This window comes from Sandaracinobacteroides hominis (genome assembly GCF_016464365.1).
Classification (GTDB): domain Bacteria; phylum Pseudomonadota; class Alphaproteobacteria; order Sphingomonadales; family Sphingomonadaceae; genus Sandaracinobacteroides; species Sandaracinobacteroides hominis.
This window is the reverse complement of record NZ_JADCUC010000001.1, coordinates 21,570-44,895: the sequence shown is the minus strand read 5'-3', so window position 1 is coordinate 44,895 and position 23,326 is coordinate 21,570. Positions and strand designations below refer to the sequence as shown.

General features: G+C 63.5%; 20 protein-coding genes. 11 read left to right on the top strand and 9 right to left on the bottom strand.

Features of this window, described 5'->3' with window-relative positions:
• Positions 1 to 10 precede the first annotated feature (10 nt).
• Entirely contained in the window at positions 11 to 589 is a 579-nt protein-coding gene (locus IM784_RS00215; protein WP_199553304.1) for an integrase arm-type DNA-binding domain-containing protein, read from the bottom strand.
• Positions 586 to 741: a hypothetical protein gene (locus IM784_RS00210; protein ID WP_199553303.1), complete on the bottom strand. Its 156-nt coding sequence runs from the start codon at positions 739 to 741 to the stop codon at positions 586 to 588. The genes IM784_RS00215 and IM784_RS00210 overlap by 4 nt, the downstream gene beginning before the upstream one ends.
• Positions 742 to 1,041: 300 nt before the next feature.
• Between IM784_RS00210 and IM784_RS00205 the strand changes: the two genes are divergently transcribed.
• Together IM784_RS00205 and IM784_RS00200 are read left to right on the top strand one after the other, a co-directional pair.
• Positions 1,042 to 1,872: a helix-turn-helix transcriptional regulator gene (locus IM784_RS00205; protein ID WP_199553302.1), complete on the top strand. Its 831-nt coding sequence runs from the start codon at positions 1,042 to 1,044 to the stop codon at positions 1,870 to 1,872.
• 146 nt (positions 1,873 to 2,018) lie between these two features.
• Positions 2,019 to 4,142 carry a TonB-dependent receptor gene (locus tag IM784_RS00200; RefSeq protein ID WP_199553301.1) on the top strand — a complete coding sequence of 708 codons (2,124 nt, stop codon included), beginning with the start codon at positions 2,019 to 2,021 and terminating at the stop codon, positions 4,140 to 4,142.
• Positions 4,143 to 4,282: 140 nt separating this feature from the next.
• On the opposite strand, the gene hisI is transcribed toward IM784_RS00200, so the two are convergent.
• Genes hisI through IM784_RS00185 form a run of 3 tightly spaced genes read right to left on the bottom strand, consistent with a single transcriptional unit; the run spans position 4,283 to position 7,349 of the window.
• Positions 4,283 to 4,753 (bottom strand): phosphoribosyl-AMP cyclohydrolase, encoded by a 471-nt coding sequence (gene hisI / locus IM784_RS00195; protein ID WP_328799401.1) that lies wholly within the window; start codon positions 4,751 to 4,753, stop codon positions 4,283 to 4,285.
• Positions 4,750 to 6,156, bottom strand: coding sequence for a cysteine--tRNA ligase (gene cysS / locus IM784_RS00190; RefSeq protein WP_199553299.1), 1,407 nt, complete (start codon positions 6,154 to 6,156; stop codon positions 4,750 to 4,752). The genes hisI and cysS overlap by 4 nt, the downstream gene beginning before the upstream one ends.
• Positions 6,153 to 7,349: a CobW family GTP-binding protein gene (locus tag IM784_RS00185; protein ID WP_199553298.1), complete on the bottom strand. Its 1,197-nt coding sequence runs from the start codon at positions 7,347 to 7,349 to the stop codon at positions 6,153 to 6,155. The genes cysS and IM784_RS00185 overlap by 4 nt, the downstream gene beginning before the upstream one ends.
• Positions 7,350 to 7,458: 109 nt before the next feature.
• Here IM784_RS00185 and folE point away from each other — a divergent pair, with 109 nt between their 5' ends.
• Entirely contained in the window at positions 7,459 to 8,058 is a 600-nt protein-coding gene (gene folE / locus IM784_RS00180) for a GTP cyclohydrolase I FolE (protein ID WP_199553297.1), read from the top strand.
• Positions 8,059 to 8,292: 234 nt separating this feature from the next.
• On the opposite strand, the gene IM784_RS00175 is transcribed toward folE, so the two are convergent.
• Complete coding sequence (locus tag IM784_RS00175) at positions 8,293 to 9,555, bottom strand: NAD(P)/FAD-dependent oxidoreductase (RefSeq protein ID WP_199554079.1); 1,263 nt, start codon at positions 9,553 to 9,555, stop codon at positions 8,293 to 8,295.
• A 291-nt stretch (positions 9,556 to 9,846) separates the two neighbouring features.
• On the opposite strand from IM784_RS00175, the gene IM784_RS00170 reads away from it, so the two are divergent.
• Genes IM784_RS00170 through IM784_RS00150 form a run of 5 tightly spaced genes read left to right on the top strand, consistent with a single transcriptional unit; the run spans position 9,847 to position 15,022 of the window.
• On the top strand, positions 9,847 to 12,060 hold the full coding sequence (locus tag IM784_RS00170) for a TonB-dependent siderophore receptor (RefSeq protein WP_199553296.1): 2,214 nt from the start codon (positions 9,847 to 9,849) through the stop codon (positions 12,058 to 12,060).
• Positions 12,054 to 12,866: an alpha/beta hydrolase gene (locus tag IM784_RS00165; RefSeq protein ID WP_199553295.1), complete on the top strand. Its 813-nt coding sequence runs from the start codon at positions 12,054 to 12,056 to the stop codon at positions 12,864 to 12,866. The genes IM784_RS00170 and IM784_RS00165 overlap by 7 nt, the downstream gene beginning before the upstream one ends.
• Complete coding sequence (locus IM784_RS00160) at positions 12,863 to 13,129, top strand: hypothetical protein (protein WP_199553294.1); 267 nt, start codon at positions 12,863 to 12,865, stop codon at positions 13,127 to 13,129. The genes IM784_RS00165 and IM784_RS00160 overlap by 4 nt, the downstream gene beginning before the upstream one ends.
• The gene (locus IM784_RS00155) at positions 13,129 to 13,422 is read left to right on the top strand and encodes a hypothetical protein (RefSeq protein ID WP_199553293.1); all 294 of its coding nucleotides are present in this window, start codon (positions 13,129 to 13,131) and stop codon (positions 13,420 to 13,422) included. Before IM784_RS00160 ends, IM784_RS00155 begins: the two co-directional genes overlap by 1 nt.
• Before the next feature lie 4 nt (positions 13,423 to 13,426).
• Positions 13,427 to 15,022: a PepSY-associated TM helix domain-containing protein gene (locus IM784_RS00150; RefSeq protein WP_199553292.1), complete on the top strand. Its 1,596-nt coding sequence runs from the start codon at positions 13,427 to 13,429 to the stop codon at positions 15,020 to 15,022.
• 112 nt (positions 15,023 to 15,134) lie between these two features.
• Here the strand turns inward: IM784_RS00150 and IM784_RS00145 are convergent, their stop codons facing one another.
• The gene (locus tag IM784_RS00145; RefSeq protein WP_199553291.1) at positions 15,135 to 16,730 is read right to left on the bottom strand and encodes a CehA/McbA family metallohydrolase; all 1,596 of its coding nucleotides are present in this window, start codon (positions 16,728 to 16,730) and stop codon (positions 15,135 to 15,137) included.
• Positions 16,730 to 19,192, bottom strand: a complete 2,463-nt coding sequence (locus tag IM784_RS00140) for a TonB-dependent receptor (protein WP_199553290.1) — start codon at positions 19,190 to 19,192, stop codon at positions 16,730 to 16,732. The genes IM784_RS00145 and IM784_RS00140 overlap by 1 nt, the downstream gene beginning before the upstream one ends.
• Before the next feature lie 317 nt (positions 19,193 to 19,509).
• On the opposite strand from IM784_RS00140, the gene IM784_RS00135 reads away from it, so the two are divergent.
• The 3 genes from IM784_RS00135 to IM784_RS00125 all read left to right on the top strand — a co-directional run bounded on the left by IM784_RS00135 (position 19,510) and on the right by IM784_RS00125 (position 22,754).
• On the top strand, positions 19,510 to 20,721 hold the full coding sequence (locus IM784_RS00135; protein WP_199553289.1) for an FAD-dependent oxidoreductase: 1,212 nt from the start codon (positions 19,510 to 19,512) through the stop codon (positions 20,719 to 20,721).
• Positions 20,718 to 20,963 carry a saccharopine dehydrogenase NADP-binding domain-containing protein gene (locus IM784_RS00130; protein ID WP_199553288.1) on the top strand — a complete coding sequence of 82 codons (246 nt, stop codon included), beginning with the start codon at positions 20,718 to 20,720 and terminating at the stop codon, positions 20,961 to 20,963. Before IM784_RS00135 ends, IM784_RS00130 begins: the two co-directional genes overlap by 4 nt.
• Before the next feature lie 543 nt (positions 20,964 to 21,506).
• Complete coding sequence (locus IM784_RS00125; RefSeq protein WP_199553287.1) at positions 21,507 to 22,754, top strand: acyl-CoA dehydrogenase family protein; 1,248 nt, start codon at positions 21,507 to 21,509, stop codon at positions 22,752 to 22,754.
• Between the two features lie 7 nt (positions 22,755 to 22,761).
• Here the strand turns inward: IM784_RS00125 and IM784_RS00120 are convergent, their stop codons facing one another.
• Positions 22,762 to 23,277, bottom strand: a complete 516-nt coding sequence (locus tag IM784_RS00120) for a MarR family winged helix-turn-helix transcriptional regulator (protein ID WP_199553286.1) — start codon at positions 23,275 to 23,277, stop codon at positions 22,762 to 22,764.
• Positions 23,278 to 23,326 lie beyond the last annotated feature (49 nt).

Here is a 23,326-nt window from a genome sequence, read left to right as displayed (position 1 = left end):
GGGGAGCACGTCACCAGCTTTCCGCCTTGTTGAGCATATTGTTCAGGATCGACATGACACGATTGGCACCGCCGGGACCTACCCTGTTATTGAGATCTGCAAACCATTTGGTGACATCAGCCTCATTGAGCGCATCGATGAAAATGTCCGGGAACGCATCGTCCAGATATAGCCGCCGATATTTTTCCTGGCTGATCAGCGTCGACAGCTTCCAGTGCGGCGACCAGCGCCGCCAATATTCCTCGAGGAAATCATCGAACCGAGGGGCTCCGCGGATGCGCTTGCGCTCGGCTGCCGGATCGAGCCCAACCTGAGCGTAGGCGATCACGCGCCGGGCAACCATTGTAGCCTGGTAACGTGTGATCACCGCCGCCGAGCCGATAGTGATGGTGCGGAGGCGACCAGCCATCCGGGTCTGCACAATGTAGACTTTCCGGCCTGAAGCGTAGTGGCGAATACCGAATCCGTGCTCGATGCCGAGCCATGTGGTTGTGCGCGGCTTGCCCTTGGGCAGGCGCATGAAGTCAACATTTGCACCAACTTCCGCCAGCGCCTCGGCGACCACCCTTTTGAGTGCGAAGGCGGTCATTGGCGCAGCCCGATCGCCTGCGCCAGGTTCCCGGAGATGCGCACCGCTGCATCTGCGATCACGTCGTCGGAAAGATGCGCATACTTTGCAGTTGTCTCTGGAAGGAGGTGTCCCAGCAGCTTGCCGATCATGGCGAGCGGCACATTGTCCATTATAAGGCCATCGTCCGTAGCGAAACTGCTCGAAAAAGTCCTCAGAAATCCGTCATTTCGGGGGACCAAATAGCCAACAGACATCTCTGTACTATCTAGCTGATCTCCGAAATAGATCGTTGATTTTATTCGGCAATTTTCCATGAGCGCACCTCGCGGTGGGTTCGGTGAGCATCGGGCGCCGCTTGTTAGCTGCCATCATCGAGCCATCGCAGTTCTCTGGGACGGGTAACCGTGAGAGCAGTTTCACGGTCTCGCCGTTCTGTTGCCACGCGGATCGTCTGATGAGATTGAGGCCGGGTGCGTGATGCTCTGGACATTCTGCTGTCAGTTGCAGCCCCGGCGGCTGAGAGGCGGATCATGCTTGAGCCCGGTGTTTCATATTGGCGGGCACATGGAAGCGCCGGGTCCGCCGGGCTCTGCTACGAGGCCGAGATGCCGGTTGGCGTTCACATCAGCGCCGGGCGTGGCCGCGTGGAAACCCAGATCGACGGTCAGCGGATTGCCTTTGTCGGCCCAAGCTTCGCCAGGTTCACGCTGATGGAGCCGACCAGATGTGCCACGGCGATTTTGGCCGGGACCCACTGGACCAGCCTCGGGCTATGGATTGCGCCTTCAAGCGATCTCTATCCACTGCTTTCGGACGAAAGGACCAGCGTTCCTCGGCCTTGCCCGCCGCCGGCCGGAATCCTGGCCTTGATCGGTGGCAGCTGGTCCCAAAGATACCGCGGCGTCGCGCATCAATGGGCACTGCGGGCGGAGGCCTATGCGTTGCTGGCGTCCAGCAGCAATGGCGAAGGCCAATCCTTTCGGCCCCCAGCATTCCATCGCCGAGAGGCGGTGGCAGCGGCGCGTGCCATCATCGATAACGAATATGCCGATCCGCCAACTCTTGCTGAGCTTGCCCGTTGCGTCGGGGTCAACCGCCGATATCTCACACATGATTTCCGGGAACGCTATGGGCGCTCAATTGCAGCCCATATCGCGGCGCTCAGGCTTCAGCATGCAGACGACATGCTGGCTGCGGGCCTTCCCGTGGGGGAGGTTGCAGCCAGGGTCGGGCTCAGCCCCAGCCACTTCGCCCAGGCCTACCGCCGGCGTTTCGGCCACCCGCCGAGCCGACGCATGTAAGACGATCCCAGGATCGACGATAGAAGTGCCGTGATCGACGATGCCCCCAGTTGTGCCGTTGGCGCCCTCTGTTATTGCGAGCGTCTCGCATGATATAGGGTTACATCCGCTTGGCACATTTCCGCATAGCTTTCCGCTTCGCTGCCATGACGCTGGCACCGGCTTCTGCGTTCGCACAGGAGGCGCCAACCGGGCCCGACATCGTCGTGACGGCCACCAAGTCCGATCAGCGGCTTCTGGAAGTCCCGGCCAGCTTGACCGTCTACGACCAGCGCTTCATCGAACAGGCGCGCATCCGCTCCCTCCGTCAGCTGGCGGATTACTCGCCGAACGTGTCGATCAACCAGATCGGCCAGATCGGCGGGACCTTCATCTCCATCCGTGGGATCGAATCCAATCCTTTCATCGTGAACCGAGCGGCTGTCTATATCGACGGTATCCCCTTCCGGGACCCGGATGCGCAGGTCCTGGCCGATGCGGCCCAGATCGAGATCCTGAAAGGCCCGCAAGGCACGCTCTATGGCGCGAACGCCAGCGCCGGTGTCATTGTCATCCGCACGCTAGACCCGACGGAACAGCTCTCTGCGCGCGCATCCGTCGGTATAGAAGCGTTTGGGAACGGCCAAAGCTGGCCGATTATCGGAAGGGTGTCCGGTCCTCTGACCGACACGCTCAGTGCCTCAGTTTCGATTTCGCACCAGCATGGTGCGTCCTTCGTGCGGAACGCGGCTTCGTCCATCGATCAGGCCGGCAGCCTCACCAACGTTCAGGGCGTTGCAAAGCTGCGCTTCGCGCCGTCGGCCGACACGCGCCTCGACATCCTGGCGTTTCGAACGGCCGTCACCGCGCCGGGCCTGTATGAGCAGGAGTTCGCTCCCGTCGATCGCGCCATTTACGATCGCAACTATCGGGACAGTTTCAATGGCGGGCGCAGCATTGCGCGGTTCGGATTGCTGCACGATGCCCCAAAGCGCACCCGCGAGCGTGAGTGGGGCATTGGCGCCGCGCTTACCCAAGCGCTGGGCGACACGGTCGAACTCTCGCTTGCCGCATCGTTTCGTGCGGAGGATGAAACCGCCTTCGGCACCGATCTTGACCTGACCGCATCTCCTGCCGCTGCCGGCGGCGACGAGGACCGGAACCGCTATCTCAACATCGAGTGGCGCGTCTCTGGCGGCAGGCAGAATGGGCTGCGCTGGGTTGCGGGCGCGATGTTGTACGAAGAGCACAAGCGGCAAAGCCTGTCGACGCTGGTGGGACCGGGGACACTCGACGATTTCAGTCCGGCGCCGCCGCAGTTCGCCGATGCAAGAGACATCGCCGTCTTCGGGCAGGTTATTGCCCCCCTCGCGCCCCGTCTCGAGGCAACGGTTGGTCTGCGCTACGACAATGCCCGGCGGGCGCGCCGACAGGAGGCAGGGGTGCTCGATCTCGGGCCGCTCGGGCAATTCGGCTTTGATGCTGTCGACCAGTCCGCGACGTTCGACAATTTCCTTCCGCGCTTCGCCCTGTCCTACGTGCTGGCACCCCGAGCCCAGGTATATGCCAGTGCCGCCAAGGGCTGGCTGCCGGGCGGATTCAACCTCGAAGCGACACGGCTGGGCGCGGAGCTGGATTTCGGCCGGTTCGGGAACGAGGCGCTCTGGTCCTACGAAGTTGGTGCGAAGGCCGAACTGCTTGATCGCCGCCTCTTTCTGGCAGGGGCCATGTTCCTGATCGATGCGCCCAGCTGGCAGGAGTTCAATGTGCTGACCGGCCCCGGCGGCGAAGTTTTGTCTACCAATCTCATCACCTCCAACGCCGCTATCAGGAGCCGGGGATTCGAGATCGAGCTTCAAGCACGGCCCGCCCGCGGCCTCGAGCTGATCCTGGGCATGGGCCATATCGATGCCACTTACCGGCGCTACGCCTTTTCGCCGACGCAGGACTTTGCCGGCAACCGGGTAAAGCTCGTGCCCGAGTTCGATGTAACGACCGTTCTCCAGTATCACGCGCCGGCTGGCTGGTTCGTACGCGGGGAGGCACGGCTGACGGGCCGAACCGCGCTCAACGCCGAAAACAGCCTGTTCCAGAATGGTGTGACGCTTGGCGCACAGGCGGGATTTGAAACCGACCGGTTCACCGTCCGTGCCTTTGGCAGCAACCTCAGCAACAGCCGATACTTCGCGGGACAAGCCTATACCAACTTCCTGTTCGGCAACGATGGCACCTTCTACGCCCCCCTGGCACCCCCCCGCGTCATAGGGCTTGAGATGGAAGCCAGATTCTAACCCGCGATCAGAAGCGCATTATTTGCCGCGGAGCCAATGCCGCAGATTCTGTCACTCCGGTCATCATCCCAACCGCGAGCCTCTTTACCGCTTCGTGGTCCTTCGGAAAACGGTCGCTGCCGGCGGCTCGGCATCGTGCCCTACAAGCGCGTCGGATTTTCGAGGCCCGCGTAGACGGTGTCGGCGTCGAAGGCCTTCTCGGTCTCCGTCATGCGCAGCGGGACAACCCCGCCCCCTCCCGCCGCGTCGAGATCAATCGCCCGATAGAAGCAGGAGCGATAGCCGACATGGCAGCTGCCCGGCCCCTCCAGCCGTACCTGCAGGATCAGCGCATCCTGGTCGTCGTCCACCAGCAGCGCCTCCACATGCTGGAAAAAGCCGCTGTGCGCTCCCTTGTGCCAAAGCGCTTGGCGGCTGCGGGACCAGTAGTGCGCCAGGCGAGTCTCTATCGTGCGGCGCAGCGCCTCGGCATTCATCCAGCCCAGCATCAGCACTGCGCCCGACGCGGCATCGGTGGTCACCACCGGCACCAGCCCGTCGGCGTCGAACTTCGGGGCCAGCTCCAGCCCGATCTCGACCTGTTCCACACTCTCCCGGTCCGCGAACCTCACGCCAGTGTCTCCAGCTTCCTGACCCATCGGGTCGTTCCTCCATCGTCGATCAGCCGGATGTCGAGCGCCGCCAGCCTGTCCCGGATCCGATCCGCCTGGTCCCAGTGGCCGGCTGCGCGGGCGCTCGCCCGCTCGTCGATCAGCGCGGCAACTTCGGCATCGCTTGCCATATCGCCCCCATCCCCCTGCGTGTCGGCCTGCCAGCGGTCCGGCTGCTCCAGCAGGCCGACCAGTTTGCCGGCAGCCCGCAGAGCTGCCCCCAGGCGCTGTCGCTCCGGACCCGGATTGGCCGCGCGGATTCGCTTCGCAAGCGCCGCCATCGCCGCCAGCGCGCGCGGAAAGGCGAGATCGTCCTGCAGCGCTGCTTCGACGGAGGCCAGGGCCTCCGGGTCGAGCGGCGCGGCCGGATCGGCCGGCCCGGCAAGCGCCAGCGCGGCATAGAGGCGCTCCAGCGTGCGCACCGCACGCGCGGCTGCCGCCTCCGACCAGTCGACCGGCTGGCGATACTGCGCCGACAGCAGAACCAGCCGCAGTGCTTCGCCCGGCCAGCGCTCCAGTGCGCTGCGCACGGTGATCATGTTGCCGGCCGATTTCGCCATCTTGGCGCCTTCCACCGTCACCATGCCGTTGTGCAGCCAGAGCCCGGCATAGGGCGCAGGGTCGTCGCGTGCTGCTGTCCCCTGCGCAATCTCGTTCTCATGATGCGGGAAGATCAGGTCTGCACCGCCGCCGTGGATGTCGATGCCTGCCCCCATCTGGCATTCGATCATCGCCGAGCATTCGATGTGCCACCCGGGCCGGCCGCGCCCCCATGGACTGTCCCAGCCGGGCTGGTCGTCCGTGCTCGGTTTCCACAACACAAAGTCCGCGGGATGCTTCTTGAAGGGGGCCACCTCCACCCGCGCGCCGGCAATCATGTCTTCGAGGCTTCGGCCGGAGAGACGACCATAGGCAGGGAAGCTCGGCACGTGGAACAGCACATGGCCGTCTGCGGCATAGGCATGGCCGCGCGCAATCAGCCGCTCGACGAGATCAAGGATGGCCGGCACATGCGTTGTCACGCGGGGTTCGAGATCCGGCGGCAGGCACCCAATGCTCGCCATGTCCTCGCGATAGGCGTCGGTGAAGCGGTTGGTGATGGCCTCGATCGGCACCCCCTGCCGGGCCGCGGCCGCGTTGATCTTGTCGTCGATGTCGGTGATGTTGCGGGCATATACGACGCGGTGGAACTGCGTCCGCAGCAGCCGGGCCAGCACATCGAACACGACCGCCGGGCGGGCATTTCCCAAATGGGCATAGTCATAGACGGTGGGGCCGCAGACATAGAGGGTCACCCGTTCCGGATCGCGCGCAACGAACGGCGCTTTATCGCCGCCCAGGCTGTTGGTGAAGCGCAGCGTCATGCGACCGCCGCCGGCGCGGGCGGGAGGGGGAGATCGTCGGCACCCCGTATGGCAACGCCATCCAGGCGATCCGTCAGCATCTTGATCATTCCAGCCAAAGTATCGCCCGTCATGTCGCGGACGATGAAGACGATGCGCGACCGCCGATCCGTGCCGGGCCACTTTTCCAGCAGATAGACGGGGTGGAGCACATGCTGCACCCCATGCAGCACGACGGGCCGCTCCTCGCCGGCGACGTTCAGAATGGCTTTCAGCCGAAGAAGCTCCGGGCCGGCGAATATGGCGAGGATGCCGATCCAGTTGACCAACACATCCTCCGGGATGGGCTGCGCGATGGTGAGGCAGACCGAGCGGATGTGGTCGTCGTGCCGGTTCTCGTCATGCGTATGGGCGTGCCCGTGATCGTGGCCCTGATCGTGGTGGTGGTCGTGGTGGTGGTCGTGGTGGTGACCATGACCTGCACCATGGTGCTGCTGACGGTAACTCTCGGCTGCAAGCCATTCGAGCACGACCTCGCCCTTGGTCGACGGGTCATAGACGCCGGCTCCGAACAGCGAGGCGGGCGTGCATTCGCCCTGGACGATGCGCTGGATCGGCGCGGCCGAATTCAGCGCGCGCAGACGGGCTTCGAGCGCCGCGATCTCCGCTTCGTCCGCGATATCTGTCTTGGTGACCATGAGCCGGTCGGCCATGGCGGCCTGCTTGACCGCTTCCTCCTGCCGGTCGAGCGTCGCCATCCCGTTCACGGAATCGACGGTCGTCACCACGCTGTCCAGCGCATAGAGATCGAGCAGCCCCGGATCCGTCATCAGGGTGTGCAGGATCGGCGCCGGGTCCGCGAGCCCGGTCGTTTCGATGATGACCCGGTCGAACCAGCGCTTGCCGCCCCGCGCATAGCGCCACCAGACGTCGCGCAGGGTCTTCTGCAAATCCGATCGGATGGTACAGCACAGACACCCGCTCGACATCTCGACCGCCACGCTCTCCTTCGATCGCGCCATCAGGTCATGGTCCAGCCCGATGCTGCCGAACTCGTTGATGACAACCAGCGTCCGGGCGAACGCCGGATCGCGCAAGATGCGGTTGAGGAGCGTGGTCTTGCCACTGCCCAGAAAGCCCGTCAGCACGCTGATCGGGATGGGGGCTTCGTTCCATTCGTCGGCTGACCATGGTTGGGCCGGGTCGATGTTCATGGGAAGGCTTGTTCCTGTTGCTTACCTGCGGCAATCCGTGCACAGGCATCGATATAATGATATACTATATCATTAGTCACGATCCCACCCCTTGGAAAGGCCTTCCCTGATGCTCGACTTGCTTGCGCCTGGTCCTGTCCGCCGGACGCGGGAGCAGGCCGAAGCCGCCGTCCGCTGCCTGATCGAGTGGGCAGGCGACGACCCGGATCGCGAGGGGCTGGTGGGCACGCCCGACCGCGTTGTCCGCTCCTACGAGGAGTTCTTCGCCGGCTATGCGGAGGACCCGAAGGCGATGCTTGCCACCACGTTCGAGGAGACCGACAGCTACGACGAGATGGTCCTGCTGCGCGATATTCGCCTGGAATCGCACTGTGAGCATCATATGGTCCCGATCATCGGAAAGGCCCATGTCGCCTATCTGCCGGCCGGGCGGGTCGTCGGCATCTCCAAGCTTGCGCGGGTGGTGGAGGCTTTCGCCAAGCGGCTGCAGATCCAGGAAACGCTGACGGCGCAGATCGCCGACACCATTGAGGAGGTGCTGCGCCCCAGGGGCGTTGCCGTGGTGATCGAGGCTGCACACCAGTGCATGACCACGCGGGGGATCAAGAAACCCGGTGTAACCATGACAAGCAGCCGGATGCTGGGCGAGTTCCGGAACAATGCCGTTACCCGCGGCGAATTCCTGCAGTTGCTCGCCATGCCTCGGTGATCGATTGGCAAGGCATCGCAGAAACCCCCTTTTCAATGTAACTTCATATCATGAAAAGGAAGCGCCTAAGGCTGAATTCATTGGAGCGCACATGAATCCGACACCAATCGCCCTTGTGCTGGCTTGCCTTCCGACCGGTGCGATTGTTGCGTCAGTCCCAGCTGCGGCTGCGAGTGATGTCGCCGACAAGGCTGCCGTATCCGACTTGCGATCTGGCTTCAGGATAGCTGCCGCTCATTCGGTCGGTGCTGAATCCTGTCCGGTTAGCAGGCGTGCGCCTCGCCCATAGGTGAACCAGGCCCACGACCAGTTCACATACACGAGCAGCCTGCTGCGAAAATCGACCAGCAGCATCAGGTGAACCATCGACCAGACGACCCAGGCTGGGAAGCCCTTGAGCTGGAACTTGCCGAAGTCCGCGATCGCCCGGGATCGCCCGATGACGGCCATCGTGCCCAAATTGCGATACCGGAAGGGCGGCGTCGGCCCGCGTCCGGTGATCGTCGCGGCCAGCAGCTTGCCGACATAGGCTCCCTGCTGCTTGGCTACCGGGGCAAGGCCCGGAAGAGGATTGCCCGTGCCCGGATCGAAGCTTGCAACATCGCCAATCGCAAAAATGCATGGATGGCCTGGCACCGAGCAGTCCGGAAGTACTTTGACGGCGCCGTTCCGCGCACTTGCCGCGCCGAGCCATTGCGCAGCCGGGCGGGCTTGCGTCCCGGCACACCACACTACCGTCTGCGCGCCGATCCTCTCGCCTCCAAGGACAATGCCGTCCGCATCGACGAGGCTTACGGCCTGACCGAGGCGCACGTCCACGCCGAGCGACGCAAGTGCCTCGGCGGCATAGGCTGGCAAGTCCTTCGGAAACGCGCCAAGCACATTCTGGCCGGCTTCGCACAGGATGATCCGGGCAGACTGCGGATCGATACGCCGGAAATCCCGGGCCAGCGTAGAGCGCGCCAGTTCTGCAATCGTTCCCGCCAGCTCGACCCCTGTCGGACCGCCGCCGACAATGACAAAGGTCAGGAGGCGCTTCACCTCGTCGGGGTCTTCAGATTGTTCCGCGCGCTCGAAGGCGGACAGCAGCCTTTTCCGGATATCCAGCGCGTCATCGAGAGATTTCAGAACCTGCGAATGTTCTGCCCAATCATCATGGCCGAAGAAGCTATAGGCGGCTCCGGTGGCCAGCACGAGATAGTCGAAGGCGATACGACGCCCGTCGACGAGAACGACAGCCTTGCCGGCCGTATCGATACCGGCAACCTCAGCCATCAACACCGTGGCATTATTCTGGCCGCGCAGGAGAACGCGGCTGGCCGTGGCGATATCCGCAGGCGACAGCGCAGCTGTTGCCACCTGATACAGCAACGGCTGGAACAGATGGTGATTGGTTCTGTCGATCAGGACTATGTCGGCCTCTGCTCGCTTCAGGGAGCGGGCCGTTGCCATGCCGCCGAAGCCAGCGCCCACGATCACTATCTTTGGACGCATCATCACCCTCAATCTTGCAGAGCCATTCGGCGGTTTTGCCGGCAGGCCAGATACGCATTGGCGCAGGGCGCCCCTGACATCAAATGATTGGGTGCGAGCATTTATTGTGCCGCGGACGCAGGGCCACAAACAACATGGATAGGCCATGTGCTGCAAGTCGCCTGCTTCGGCGTCCGCTGATCTCTGCCGACTTTTGCCCCGTCGATGCCTGGCCAAACAAGGCATAATGCTATTGCGACAGAGCCGCAATAGCATTATGCCCCACCCCGAAACAGACTCGATAAAGGGGCCTACATGCGTTTCCACGGCGTCAACGCCTTGCTTCTCCTTGCCGCTGGCGCAACGTCGCCTGCCCTCGCCGCCGATGGCGCGGATGAGCAATCGTCCGATACGATTGTGGTCACCGCCACGGGCCAGAGCCAGGCGATTTCCTCCACCAAGACCGACACACCACTGATCGAGACGCCGCAGTCGATCTCCATCATCACCCGCGAGGAAATGGACCTGCGTGGCGTCCACACGGTGGCAGAAGCACTTTCCTATTCAGCGGGGGTGCAGGCCGAGGCCGGCGGCATCGACAGCCGGGTGGATGATGTGTCGGTGCGGGGCTTTGCTGCGGGCGGCTTCTCCAGCTCCAACAATTTTGTCGACGGCATGCGTCTGCCCTCGGGCGGACAGTGGACGCGGACGTCCTTTGATCCATTCGGTCTGCAACAGATCGACGTTCTCAAGGGCCCATCCTCGGTTCTCTACGGTCAGGTCGCTCCGGGCGGCCTCGTCAACCTCGTCACCAAGCGGCCTGATCGCAACTCACATGGCGAAGTGATGCTGCAGGCGGCGGGCTTCACCAAGCTCAGCCGCTGGCAGGGGCAGGCAGCGGTCGACATCGGCGGCGCGCTTGCGTCCGATGGCGATATCAGCGCCCGCTTCGTCGGCCTCTATCGCGACGGGCAGACGCAGATCGACGAGACCTCGAACAGCCGTCTCTATCTCGCGCCAAGCTTCACCTTCGCGCCGACCGATACCACCAGCTTCACCCTGCTGGTGCAGTATCAGCGCGACCGTGGCGGCTCCACCTACCAGTTCCTGCCCAAGACCGGGACGCTCGTGGAAACCAATGGCGGCCGCATCGGCCATGATTCTTATCTTGGCGAGCCGGACTGGAACACCTTCGATCGCGACCAGCTGCTGATCGCCGGCCTGTTCCAGCACAAATTCTCCGACGCGATCACGTACCGGCTGAACGCGCGCTACACCTACGTGGATTCACTCTATCAGGTGACGGTGCTCGCGGGAGACACGGTGACCACGGCGGCAGGATGCGTCGGCATCGCGGGCTGCATTGTCGGCCAGACCATCCGTCGCCGCGCCGTGCAGGGCGACGGCTGGTCAAAGGGGCTGGCGATGGACAACCAGCTTGAGGGCCGCTTCTCGACCGGTTCGATCGATCACGTCGTGCTGGGCGGCTTCGATTACTTCTTCACCGGGTGGCAACATCACCGCGATCTGGTGAAGGCAGCCCGAGTTCTGCCGCTGCTCGACATCTTCAACCCGGTCCCACGTGGCTCGGCCGACTACGCCGCCAACATGGCGCCCCAGGTCTATACCCGCTCCAACGGCGAGCAGACCGGCCTTTACGGGCAGGACCAGATGTCGATCGGCAACCTGCGCGTCACCGTCGGTGGCCGCTATGACTGGGCTGACGAAACGCAGGTGAACCAGATCAACCAGGCGCGCACCAACATCAAGGCCGACGCCTTTACCTGGCGTGCCGGGGGCGTCTATCTGTTCGACAACGGGCTGGCACCCTATCTCACCTATGCGACATCGTTCCAGCCGACTTCGGGCCAGTATTTCGATGGCACGCCCTTCGAGCCGACGACAGGCCAGCAGTGGGAAGGCGGCATCCGCTGGCAGCCCAACGACAGCCAGATCTATGTGACGCTTGGCGCCTATCAGATCACCCAGCAGAACATCACGACGCCAGATCCCGATCTGTCGCACGTCTGCGGCGGCGGCCAGTGCTCGGTGCAGACCGGCGAGGCGCGCATTCGCGGGCTGGAGCTGGAAGGCCGCGCTACGCTGCCTTTCGGGGTGGCAGCGATCGTCACCTTCACCAAGCTGGACGGCAAGATCACCAGATCGAACACGCCGGCGGAAGTCGACAACCGCATGGCACAGGTGCCGGACTATATGGCCTCGGCGTTCCTCAACTACACCGTGCCGTCGGGCGCACTGGCCGGCCTCGGCTTCGGGGGCGGCGTCCGCTACACGGGCACCACCTATGGTGATGTCGCCAATACGCTGGAAATCCCGTCCCACACGTTGTTCGACGCGCTCCTGCGCTATGAGTTCGGCAAGGACGGTGGCGCTCTCGAGGGTTTCTCCATCTCTGCCAACGCCCGCAACCTCGCGAACAAGACCTATGTCGCCACCTGTGGCAGCGTCGCCGCCTGCTATTATGGCTCGGGCCGCACGCTGAACATCCGGGCGCAATACCGGTGGTGATCCGCGTCGCGCTGCTGCTGGCGCTGGTGGCGATACCGGCGGTTACGCAGGCTGAAAGCTGGAGCATCGCGGCTTCCGACGTGCGCGACGTGCGTGCCGCAGACGGCACCGCGTATCGCATCATCCTGCGGCGGCCTTCGGGCGAGCCGCCGGCGGGTGGCTGGCCGTCGCTGTGGCTGCTGGATGGCGACCAGAATTTCGCCACCGCCGCCGACTATTACGCCCGTCTCAACCGTTTTGCCGCAAAGACGGTGAGCGACGGCTATATCATCGCCATCATCCCGCCCGACATGAAGCGCCGGAATTTCGACTATACGCCCCCTGCGGAAGACGACCGCTTCCAGGGGCTTGGCGGTGCAGCGGCCTTTCGCAAATTCGTCACGGCGCAGCTCCTTCCTTCCCTCGGGAAGGAGCTGCAGCTCGATCCTTCGCGTCGCTCGTTGATGGGGCACAGCCACGGCGGCCTGTTCGTGATCGACACGCTGCTGGCGGATCCGGGGTTGTTCCGCACCTATGTCGCTTCCAGCCCGTCTCTGTGGGCGGCACCGAACCACCTGGAAGGCGGGATCGCCGCCTTGCCCAGGCGGCTGGGGGCGTCCGCCCCTTCCGTCATCCTGACCGTGGGCACGCAGGAAAAGGGTGGGCCGGCGGGCGCCTTCGACGGCGTTGCCGCCAATCGGGCACTTGCCGAAAAGCTGTCCGCCAGCGGGCTCAAGGTGCGGTTCCGCCCGCTGGAGAACGAGAACCACGGCTCCGCTGTTCTGCCGGCAATCGGCCAGGCCTTGCCGGAGGTATTCGCGCGATGATCGTTGTGCTGGGGGCAATGCTGGCGCTGGCCGGAGCGCTGGTCCTCTATGTCGAACACCGGCCGAAAGGGCGCGGCGTGGCCGTGCGCCGGCCATTGGTGCGAGCGCTGGGTTGGGCGCTGCTGGCTGCAGCGCTTGCCGTGCTGCTCACCCATTTCGGTCCGGCGACGGCGATATTCGTGTTCCTGCTGCTGCTGATGCTGGCCTGGATGCTGGCGCCGCTGATTGCCACCTTCGCGCGCCCCGGTTCGGGAGAGTCCTGATGACCCAACTCCTCACCAGCCGCGACTGGTTCGGCAAGGCGCTCGCGGCCGCCACACTCGGTTTCCTGCTGGCCGTGGGCATTTCCGGGCTTTGGACATGGTTCGGGCCCGGCGGCTTCAGGGGCGGCCCGGTGAAAATGCAGATCTCGATGTGGATGGTGCCTTTGTGGTGGGGCCTCGTCTGCTCGCTGGTGTTCTTCTTCCCGTCCCCTCGCGCCGCGTGGGGCTGGCTGGGGCTTGCCAATCTCGTCGTCTGGGGCATCGTCCTCGGCGGCCAGCGAATGATGAGCTGAAACGATGCGTCAGGATGTGGTGAAAACCTACAAGGACGTGCACAGCTGGGTTGGCATTGTCTCGGGCATGTTCCTGTTCATCGCCTTCTTTGCCGGCGCGTTGACGATGTTCCGTGAGCCGCTGACGCGGTGGGCAACGCCGCCGTCCACCCAGTTTTCCGCGCCGGTCCCGCTGGAACGCGTGGAGGAGCTGATTGCCGCCGTGGCGATCACCCACCCAAAGGCCGCCGACAGCTACACCATCCAGCTTGAGCCGGGACCGGAAATGCCCGCCCGCCTCTATTGGAACGAGGGCCAGCGCCGCGAGCCGAAGCTGATGGGGGCAAATCTCGCGCCCGACGGGACGCTGGAGGTCCATCCCGTTCAGGAATCAAAGCTGGGCTATCTGGCGGATGAGCTTCACCGGCGTGTCGGCCTGCCGCTGCCGAACAGCGTGGCGCTGCCGATCACCGGGATCGTCTCCATGCTCTATTTCGTGGCGCTGGTTTCCGGCCTCATCATCCTGCTGCCCAGTCTGGTGAAGGATTTGTTCGCCGTCCGCGTGGGGCAGAATCTGAAGCGCATGTGGCTCGACGTGCACAATGTGCTGGGGCTGTTCAGCCTGCCGTTCCACCTGATGATTGCGCTCACCGCCATCGTCTTTGCCGTGCACGACCAGATCTACGACGCGCAGGACAAGCTGATCTACCAGGACAGGATCGAGGAGCGCTGGGAGGATCATGAACACCCGCCCGCGCCGGACAAGGCAACGCCGCTGCTATCCGTCACGGCGCTGCTCGCCGAGCTGAAGCGGCAGGCGCCCGGGTTCACGCCCGTCACTCTCGCCTACAGCCGCGAGGAAGAGGACCATGGCGGGCATATGGGCCTGCGCGTGGCGGGTCACGACGATCGCTTTGGCCACCGGTCGGGCGAAGTCGGCTATGTCGGCGTGGATTCGACAACAGGGCTGATGAACGAGACAGAGATGATGCCCGGCTTTCAAAAGGCGGCAGAGGCGACCGTCACCAGCTTTTTCACACTTCACTTCGGCAGCTTTGGCGGCCTTCCGGTGCGATGGGGCTATTTCCTGATGGGTATCGCCGGCACCTTCATCTTCTACACTGGCAACCTGCTGTGGATCGAAAGCCGCCGCAAGCGCGAGCGGCGCAACTCCGGACCGGTCGAACAGAGCCGGCAGACCTATGCACTGGCGGCGCTGACGGTGGGCGTCACGCTCGGCTCGGTGATCGGGGTCGGGTTCTCCATTGCCGCCGCCAAGCTGCTGCCCGGCCGCGTCGCCGACGTCGAAAGCTGGCATATCGGCATCTACTACGGGTTCTTCGTGGCCGCCGTCGTCTGGGCCTTCGGACGCGGAGCTGCCCGCGCCGGCGGAGAGTTGCTGCTCGCCGCCGCGGTCGCTTTCCTCGCCATCCCGTTGGTCACGCTATTGGCGCCAGGCGCCTGGAGCCATCCCGGCCCGACGCGCCTCGTGGACGGACTGGCACTGGCGGCGGCGTTGACCCTTTTCTATCTGGCGCGTCTTGCCCGCAAGCGATCGATATCCGGTCAGCCGGGCAGCGTCTGGTCAAAGAGCGGACCGAAGAAGCTTGTCAGTCTCTGAGCAAGAATTCGCTGTCGATATCGCCGGCATTCCGGACATTCAGCGCGTTCTGCCTGCCTTCAATTGCCGCCATTCATTCAGCTTACAGTAGCCCGCTTGTCCGCTACTGCGCCTATTCGACGTCAACCAGTACCGCATTCGACAACAGCGTCAGTCGGTTGCCCTCATAGACCGCAAGCCGAAGGATGTGGCGCCCAGGCGCGAGCGTGATGGCAATGGTGGGGCTCTGTTCCGGGTCTGCCAGTTGACCGACCCATCGGGCCATCTTGATCGGATCGGTCGGTCGGTCGGTCGAAACCGTCAACGGTTCGCTTATTCGGACGGTTTGCCTCGCAACAGTTCGAGTGCCGTCCAACAGGAGCAGTTCGCCGCCGCGCCCCAGCCGAAGTTTCGTTTCCACCCGCACTTCTCCCGTGCTGGCGGCCAGTTTCCCTCCCATGCAGGCTTGCGCTTTGGCTGCGTGGACGCAGAAGTCGACGAGGTTGCCGGGGCCGGCGCCCAAATCGATGAACATCCGGCCGGCGCGGATCCCGGCCAGGACTCCTCGCTGGGTCAGATCTTCTGCCTGCACCACGGTTGCTGGCCGCCCGACGTCACCGAAAGCTTCGCGGTCCAGCGGCCCGTCATGGTTGTCAGACGATCCCAGCGCTCCGACCGGTCCGTGCTTCCCGAGCCAGTCCAGCCAGAAAGGCGTGCCGTCGACCGGGCCGGTGGGATCGCCGCCAATGGCGTTGATGGCGCTGCCGTTAACCGTTTCGATGGCGTCCACGCGGGCGGGATCTACATCGGGCATTGTCCAGCCGCAGCCCATGCAGGCTTCGCCCGACGGAAGCGCCGGATGGTTGACGACGACGATGCCGCCCAGCCGATGCACTTCATCGGCGATGCTGTTGAAGGTGACGTAGCCGCCCGGCTGGATGCGGAAATCCAGCTGCTTCGTCACGCCATGGATGTTGAAATGGCCGAAGAAGGTGGTGATTTCCCGACCGGGGATCAGCAGCAGCTTGTCAAAATAGGGCTGGGCTTCAAGCAGGCCATTGTGGTGGCTGATGCTGTTGTGCTCGGTGACGGAAACGAAATCCAGGCCGCGAACAGCTGCTGTCTGCAAGGTCCGGAACAGCGGGCACGGCACTTTGGCTGCATCCCGCCGAGACTGTGCGTGGGGAACGCAGCTGCCGTCGGAATGGCCGGTGTGCAGGTGCAGGTCTCCGCGATACCAGCCCGGCCCGCGCCCGGCAGTGGGGGGCGCGATATCCGGCTCGCCCGGCTTCAGGAACCAGAGCTTCGCCTGCCAGTTCGCCGTCACCCCTTCGCGGATGTTGGGAACGGCGATCAGCAGCTTCCATTGGCCGGCCGGCATTGGGCCGGCGATGTAGGAGGGCGTCGCCGCCGTCTCGCCCACAAGCACTACCCGTTTGTTAGAGCCGGATGCGCCGCGAATCCCGTTTGGGTCCTCAAGGCCGATGTCAATGACGGTGCGCTGTTCCTGCTCGTCCAGGCTTACCTGCAACAGAAGCCTGTCTGCACCCTTCGGGAACTGGAAGGGCGCCGACAAATAGGTCTGGTGATCGGCGCGGGTGATCCGGCCTGAGAGGATCGTGTCGGGTGCGCGACCACCCGCCGGGGCGGTGGCGGCAGCGGGCGCCGGCGGCGCGGCCGCTGCTGGCGCCGTAAGCAGGGCCAGCAGCAGCCACGCAAGCCCGCGCATCAGAAGCTGACCGTTGCCGAGGCGCGGATGATGCGGCCGAAGTTCGGCCGCGCCAGGAAGTAGCGCGCGCCCGCGTCGCCGGAAATGAAGCTGCCCGCGCGCGGGTTGCCTTCGGTCAGCTGCAGCGTGTCGAACAGGTTCGAGACATTGAAGCCCAGCGCGATGTTCTTCGTCACCTCGGCGCGCATGTTCAGGTTCACATTGGTAAAGGCCGGAAGCGGCTGGGTGTTGGCGATGTCGGCATAGCGCTTGGTGAAATGCTCTATCTCCACCTCGCCCCGGAAGCGGTCGTCAAAAAGGTTGATGCCGGGCGTGACGCGGAGCGCCAGTTTCGGGACACGGATCAGCTGGTTGCCGCTGAAGTCGAATTCCTTGCCGGTGTTGTCGGTGTAGTGGAAGTTCTTGTACTGTGGGTCCTGCCAGGTGAGCGTGACGCCGAGATCGAACCATTCGACCGGACGAACCATGCCCTCCGCCTCAAGCCCGAAGGTCTCCGTGCCGGCGATGGCGATGCGCGACAGATAGGTATTGGTGGCATTGTCGAAATACCAGTCGGTCAGCGTCAGCCGCTCGAACTTGGTCCAGAAGGCGGTGGCGAACAGGCTGAACATCTCGCCACCATATTTGAAGCCCACTTCGCCCATCTTGATCGGCACCTTTGCCATGTCGGTGCGGGTGGGGTTGCCATTCCACTCCCCGGCGGAGGGCAGGCGGAAGGTGTCGGTATAGCGGGCGAACAGGCCCATGCCGGGATGAAACTGCCAGTTGCCGCCGATGGTCCAGCCGAAGCCATCAAAGCTCTGGCGGACATTGGTGAAGCCGTTTCCGAAGGTGAGCACGCTGTTGTCGGCAAGCGTCGTCGGATCGCCAAGGTTCACCGTCGTCTTTTTGGCGACGAGGCCACCGAAGGTCAGCTTTTCGTAGCGGCCGGCGAAATCGATGCGGATATCGGGCGTTACCTGCCATTCGTCTCCAGCGTAGAAGGCGATGTTGTCGGTCGACATTCCGACATTGTCGAAGATGGAGCCATAGCGCACGAAGCCGTTGTCGGTGACACGGCCCACCGTCGCACCGCCGGCGTCGACGGCGATCGCATCGATGCGGCGAGGATTGCCGCGCACGTCCAGAAGCGCCGTTCCCATGTAGCGATCGAAGCGATAGTCGGAATGGGCATAGGTGAAGCCCACCGCAAGCGCATGGTTGCCGATATCGGCCGTCACCCGGTTGTCGGAGATGATTTCGTCCAGCGGCACCGAAACGGACAGGAAATTGCCCTGCACCATCAGCCCGTTGCCGTTGGCGTCAGCCGGAACGGCCGTGCCATCGTCGGCATAGCGCAGCTGTATGCCGGTTGCGGTTGTGAAGCCGCCGGCCCTTGCCTGCCCCAGAAGCACTGTCCGGTAATTGGCTATAGTGTCGACATTGCCTGTGGGAAACAGCGCGTTCCGAAGGATGTCGCTGGTGCGGTAGCGATTGCGGGTTTCGAAGCGAACGCCGTCAGTGAGGCGCACCTTGGCTTGCAGCGTTACTGCCGTCAGCTTGGTATGGCTGCCTTCAGTCAGGTCGAAATCATACGGGCGGCCGACATTCTTGATGTCGACGCGCTTGTTGTTGCTTCCGGAAAGCGTGTCTTTCAGCGGATCGAAGCCGGCCACCGAGTCGATGCCGCCGTCTGCATCGAAGGTGAGCGGCACCGGCAGATAGAAGGGCGTGCGGTCGTCGATGTGCTTCACGTCGAGGAGGAGGCTGTTGTCGCCGTCGTCATAGTTGACGGTGGCGCGGATCTGCCCGCCCTTTTCCGCGGTGAAGCCCATGTCGCGCATGCCATCGCCCTGGCGGTAGAAGCCTCCGACGAAGACGCCGAGATTGGGTGCGATCTCCTTGCCGAACCAGGCGTCGACGCGGTGGGCAGTGGTATTGGTGAAGGTGTAGCGCACGGAGCCGGCACCATCGGGTGTGTCGGTGCCCTTGCGGGTGATGAAGTTGACGACGCCACCGGGCGAGTTGGGCGAGAAGATGGAGGCCGGGCCACCACGCACGGCCTCCACGCGGGCGATGGTGTCGTCGACGCGGAAGCTCTGGTCGGCATTGAGGTAACCAAGCGCGCCGTCATATTGCACGGGCGAGCTGTTTTCCTGCAGGCCGACGGAGGAATAGCCATCTGTCGGGATGCCGCGCGCGCGGACGTTGTTGGAGCCTTCGCCGCCAGACGATTCCACCCAAAAGCCGGGGACGCGGCGGAACGTGTCTGCCGTGGAGATGGGCGGCGCGACCTTCAGCGATTGCTGGTCGATGGTGGTGATCGCAAAGCTCGCCTCGGCCTTGCGCATTTCTGATCCGGCAGCGCGGCCGGTGACGATGATGGTATCGAAATCGGATGCGGGGGCTTCATCAGCGGTCTGCGCCACGGCGGGAATGGCGCAGCAAAGCGCGACGAGGGAAACAGCAATACGCATCGACATGGACGGCCCCTTTTGTAGACATTCTGATGGAGCGCGTCCCTATGCCGGGACTGTTTCAGCGGAGGGTCAACTGTGTTTCGATGCAAAGACATCAGGCGGTACATACCGAAATCTCCGCATCGTTGCGCCGACCTGAGGCGGCGCGAAGCCTAGGTGTTTAGCGCCCGATTGATCATGCCGGATAGCAGCCGTTCGATCAGCGACAAACGAACAGCAGCACAGCTCTGTTCGTTAGCGCATCTGGAATTGCCGCATCAGCGTCCGGTAGTAGCTTCGAGCCATTGGAACAATGTCGGTCCCGGTCTACACGCCCCGCAATGCAGGGGTTGGATATTGCCATAGCCGGGTGCGGACCATGTGGGCTGGCTGCCGCATTGATGTTGCAACGGGCCGGCAACAACGTGAGCCTGTTCGAGCGGTTCGAAAGCCCCCAGCCTATTGGTTCAGGCCTGATGCTGCAGCCCACCGGAATGGCAGTTCTGGCCGAACTGGGATTGCTAAAACGGGCCCTTGGCATGGGCTCCCGTGTGGACCGACTGTTTGGAAAGGCTAACGAACGCATCGTGCTGGACGTTAGCTACTCGGCTCTGCGCGGGCAGCAAGCGTTCGGGATCGGCATCCATCGGGCAAGCCTGTTCGCGTTATTGTTCAACGCCGCGAAAGCTGCGGCTATTCCCATCCACACCGGCCGGTCCATCAACGGCAGCGGACTGAAGGGTAACCGGAGATTTCTGCGGTTCGCAGATGGAGAGCAGAGTAGCCCATTCGATCTGGTGGTGGATGCGCTGGGCACCCGCACACCGTTGGCGCCTGCAACCGGCAGGGAACTTGCCTATGGCGCACTCTGGGCGAGCCTGGACTGGCCTGCATCCGGGTTCGATCCGCACACGCTGGAACAGCGTTATGAACGGGCCAGCATCATGGCGGGGGTCTTGCCTATCGGGACTCCTCCTGCCGCGGGCGAGCCGCAGACCGCCTTCTTCTGGTCGCTGCGAGCGGACAGGCTGGCGGAATGGCAAGCGGGCGGCCTCGCTGCGTGGAAAGCGCGTGTGGCGAAGCTGTGGCCCAGCTGTGCCCCGTTGCTGGACCAGATCGATGATCCGGCGCAGCTAACCTTCGCGCGCTATGCCCATCGGACGCTTGCGCGCCCGACCGAGCAGGCGCTGATCCATATTGGGGATGCCTGGCATTCCGCCAGCCCGCAGCTGGGCCAAGGAGCGAATATGGCTCTGCTGGACGCCTGGGCGCTGGCCATGGGGTTGGAAAGCGCCGCGACCGTCGATGAGGCCGTTGCAACCGCAGTTCGGCTGCGACGACGCCACGTTCTGCTGTACCAGTGGCTCACGAACCTGTTCACACCGGTCTATCAGTCGGACAGCCGGCTGTTGCCGTTCGTGCGCGACAGGCTGGTCGGCCCGGTTTCAAGGCTATGGCCGGCGACTTTCATCCAGGCTGCCATGGTAAGTGGCCTTGTCGGCAATCCGCTGAAACCGCTCAACCTGTCCACTGACAAGGTTCTGGCGGAATGAGCCTTATTCTGCTGCTTGGCGGCTACGGCGGCTTTGGCGGCCGGATCGCGCACCGGCTGGCGGCAGCCGGCCACGAAGTGCTCGTTGCCGGGCGATCGCCGGACAGGGCGCAAGCCTTTTGTGCCGGCACCCCCCGCCTCTCGCCCATCGTCGTCGATCGGGCACAAACTGCCGAGGCCTTGCGCGTGTATCGGCCCGATCTCCTGCGCTTCGAAATTCAGCCAGCCGATGAGTGCCGTTAGCTCCAGGGTCGCACCGGTATCGGGATGCTGCCATGTACGGTCGGAGTTGATTGTGATCGGCAGGCAGCCGGCGTGGCATTCGTCGGCCGCCATGTGTTTTCTGACGAGCTGGTCGGTCAGCGCGTCCCGTAGCGCGGCGGCGGTCGTACCCATTCCCACTGCAGGTCGCCTATTTCTCCTAGCCGTGCCCCGGTGTAGAGAAGTAGCCTGATGAGTGCGACTTCCGAGGGGTTTCATACGCGGCTTGGCTCTGCCGGGATTGCCGACATGTTCCAATACAAGCCATGGCAATGCCCCTGTCGACCACAGCCGACCACCCTCCGCACCGATGTGGCCTCAGTCTCAGTGTCAAAATTCTGCCCTTGATTCGCAATCCAGCCGGGAACGGTTGCTGCGAACGCCTGAACCTATCGCGAATTTTCCCGGATGTCCGCCTGGGCTCTGGACCCAATCGCCGCGCCAGATAAAAAATAAAGGCAAATTACTTGACTAATAAATCATATCGGCGTTTCCATCCCGTGAAACGGTATGAGAGAGGATTTCATGGCTCGGGATAAGACATCAAGTGGCGACGCAGACCGTCGCATTCCTAAGGGCGGCTATCTTTCCAGGGAAGAGGTGGCGGCAATCACGCCCGAGGAACTCACCCGCCGCATTCGGAGCCTGGTGCCTCTCATCGAAGCGAACGCCGCGGAGGCGGAACGTTTGCGTCGGCCGGTCGATGCGGTTTGGCAGGCGCTGCGCGACAGCGGATTTTTCTATCAGTTTGTGCCCAAGGTCTATGGCGGGATAGAGACGGATTTCGATTCGTTCATCGATGCCAGTCTGGCGATCGCGGAGGCCGACCCTTCCACCTCGTGGGTGGCGACCTTCTGCGCTGAACATAATTGGCTGCTGTCGCACTTTCCGAAGGCCACGCTGGACGCGATCTGGGGCGGCGACCATCCCTATATCATTGCCCCTTATTCCGCTTCCCCTCCTGGAAAGGCAATTCCGGTGGATGGCGGCTATCGCGTCACCGGCCGCTGGAGCTGGGGCACCGGAATCATGCATGCGGACTGGGTGATGCTGAACAGTCTCATTCCCCAAGCGGAAGGCCCGCCGCAGCAAGCCATGGTATTGTTGCGGGCTGAGGAGGTTCGGGTGCCCGACACCTGGCAAATGTTCGGCATGGCCGGTACGGGCAGCAACGACATTGTTGTGGAAGACGTCTTCGTGCCGACGGACCGTGCCGTGGTGAATCTGGCGCGGAGTGGCCGCCAGCCAAACGAGCGGGCCTTCGAGAACCCCATCTATGGCGTTCCCATGCTGCCATTCCTGGCGATGTCTGCCGCCATCCCTGCCCTGGGCGCAACGCGCGGGATGCTGAAAGCGTACCAGAACCGACTTGAGCATCACCTTCGTGGCGGAAGCAACACCGTGCAGGCGGAAAAGGTCGCCCCGCACATACGGCTTGGGCGCGCCGATCTCCTGGCGCGTTCGGCGGAGGCACTTATCCGGGATGCAGGGCGCAATCTGATTGAAGTCGCAAAGCTTGAGGAGCCGGAGCAAACGCCAGCGCGAATTGCTGTGCGAGGCCAGCTGGCGCTTGCAGTTGCACAATGCCGTGATGCCGCCCTGCTTCTGGCCGAAGGGGCCGGATCGGGCGCCCTGTCTTTGGACAATCCCTTCCAGCGGAACTTCCGCGACCTGTTTGCCATGTCCACCCACATCGTGTTCGATGTCGACATCGCCTTCGAACTGCATGGTCGGGCCCTGCTTGGACTTCCGCCAAACGCGCTGGCGCACTGACCTCGGGTCAGGATCTGCTCGGCTCGATCGGTTGGGGCTTTGCCCTGGGGGAACGCGGAGGACGTCCACGACGCTTTGGTGCAGGAGGAGGAGACCCGAATGCCGTCGCCACAATTTCTGCCGGCGATGCACCCCAGTCGCGACTGAAGATCTCCTTCAGATGCTGGACATCCCGCGCACCGACTCGGGAGGCGAGGACTGCATCAATCGTGTCGAAAATCTTTACCGCGTCGCGCCGGATCGCCGCGGACTGCGGACTAAACGCGGCACGCTGCGCGCGGCGATCATCCGGGTCCGGCCCCAGAGTCACCAGCCCTGCGGCCTCCATCTCCGCCAACGCGTGGCTGATAGCCTGACGGCTGATCCCGATGTTGCGCGCCAATTGCGTCGGCCGGCAGACACCGGCCGACATGTTGGTGAAAATCATCGAATGGGTGCGTGACAGCGACGCCCATCCGTTGGCGCGCAATCCCGCCTGCAGTGCCTCGTCGTACCAGTACACCGCCGCCAGCATGTCGACCATCAGCAAAGGCATTGAGGTCACGCAGATTCTCTCCGATCGTCGATCGACT

Excerpts from the sequence above, each read along its gene's own strand:
- IM784_RS00215 (WP_199553304.1), bottom strand. The coding sequence starts at position 589 with ATGACCGCCTTCGCACTCAAAAGGGTGGTCGCCGAGGCGCTGGCGGAA.
- IM784_RS00210 (WP_199553303.1), bottom strand. The coding sequence starts at position 741 with ATGGACAATGTGCCGCTCGCCATGATCGGCAAGCTGCTGGGACACCTC.
- IM784_RS00200 (WP_199553301.1), top strand. The coding sequence starts at position 2,019 with ATGACGCTGGCACCGGCTTCTGCGTTCGCACAGGAGGCGCCAACCGGG.
- cysS (WP_199553299.1), bottom strand. The coding sequence starts at position 6,156 with ATGACGCTGCGCTTCACCAACAGCCTGGGCGGCGATAAAGCGCCGTTC.
- IM784_RS00185 (WP_199553298.1), bottom strand. The coding sequence starts at position 7,349 with ATGAACATCGACCCGGCCCAACCATGGTCAGCCGACGAATGGAACGAA.
- folE (WP_199553297.1), top strand. The coding sequence starts at position 7,459 with ATGCTCGACTTGCTTGCGCCTGGTCCTGTCCGCCGGACGCGGGAGCAG.
- IM784_RS00175 (WP_199554079.1), bottom strand. The coding sequence starts at position 9,555 with ATGATGCGTCCAAAGATAGTGATCGTGGGCGCTGGCTTCGGCGGCATG.
- IM784_RS00170 (WP_199553296.1), top strand. The coding sequence starts at position 9,847 with ATGCGTTTCCACGGCGTCAACGCCTTGCTTCTCCTTGCCGCTGGCGCA.
- IM784_RS00160 (WP_199553294.1), top strand. The coding sequence starts at position 12,863 with ATGATCGTTGTGCTGGGGGCAATGCTGGCGCTGGCCGGAGCGCTGGTC.
- IM784_RS00155 (WP_199553293.1), top strand. The coding sequence starts at position 13,129 with ATGACCCAACTCCTCACCAGCCGCGACTGGTTCGGCAAGGCGCTCGCG.
- IM784_RS00150 (WP_199553292.1), top strand. The coding sequence starts at position 13,427 with ATGCGTCAGGATGTGGTGAAAACCTACAAGGACGTGCACAGCTGGGTT.
- IM784_RS00145 (WP_199553291.1), bottom strand. The coding sequence starts at position 16,730 with ATGCGCGGGCTTGCGTGGCTGCTGCTGGCCCTGCTTACGGCGCCAGCA.
- IM784_RS00140 (WP_199553290.1), bottom strand. The coding sequence starts at position 19,192 with ATGTCGATGCGTATTGCTGTTTCCCTCGTCGCGCTTTGCTGCGCCATT.
- IM784_RS00135 (WP_199553289.1), top strand. The coding sequence starts at position 19,510 with ATGCAGGGGTTGGATATTGCCATAGCCGGGTGCGGACCATGTGGGCTG.
- IM784_RS00130 (WP_199553288.1), top strand. The coding sequence starts at position 20,718 with ATGAGCCTTATTCTGCTGCTTGGCGGCTACGGCGGCTTTGGCGGCCGG.
- IM784_RS00125 (WP_199553287.1), top strand. The coding sequence starts at position 21,507 with ATGGCTCGGGATAAGACATCAAGTGGCGACGCAGACCGTCGCATTCCT.
- IM784_RS00120 (WP_199553286.1), bottom strand. The coding sequence starts at position 23,277 with ATGGTCGACATGCTGGCGGCGGTGTACTGGTACGACGAGGCACTGCAG.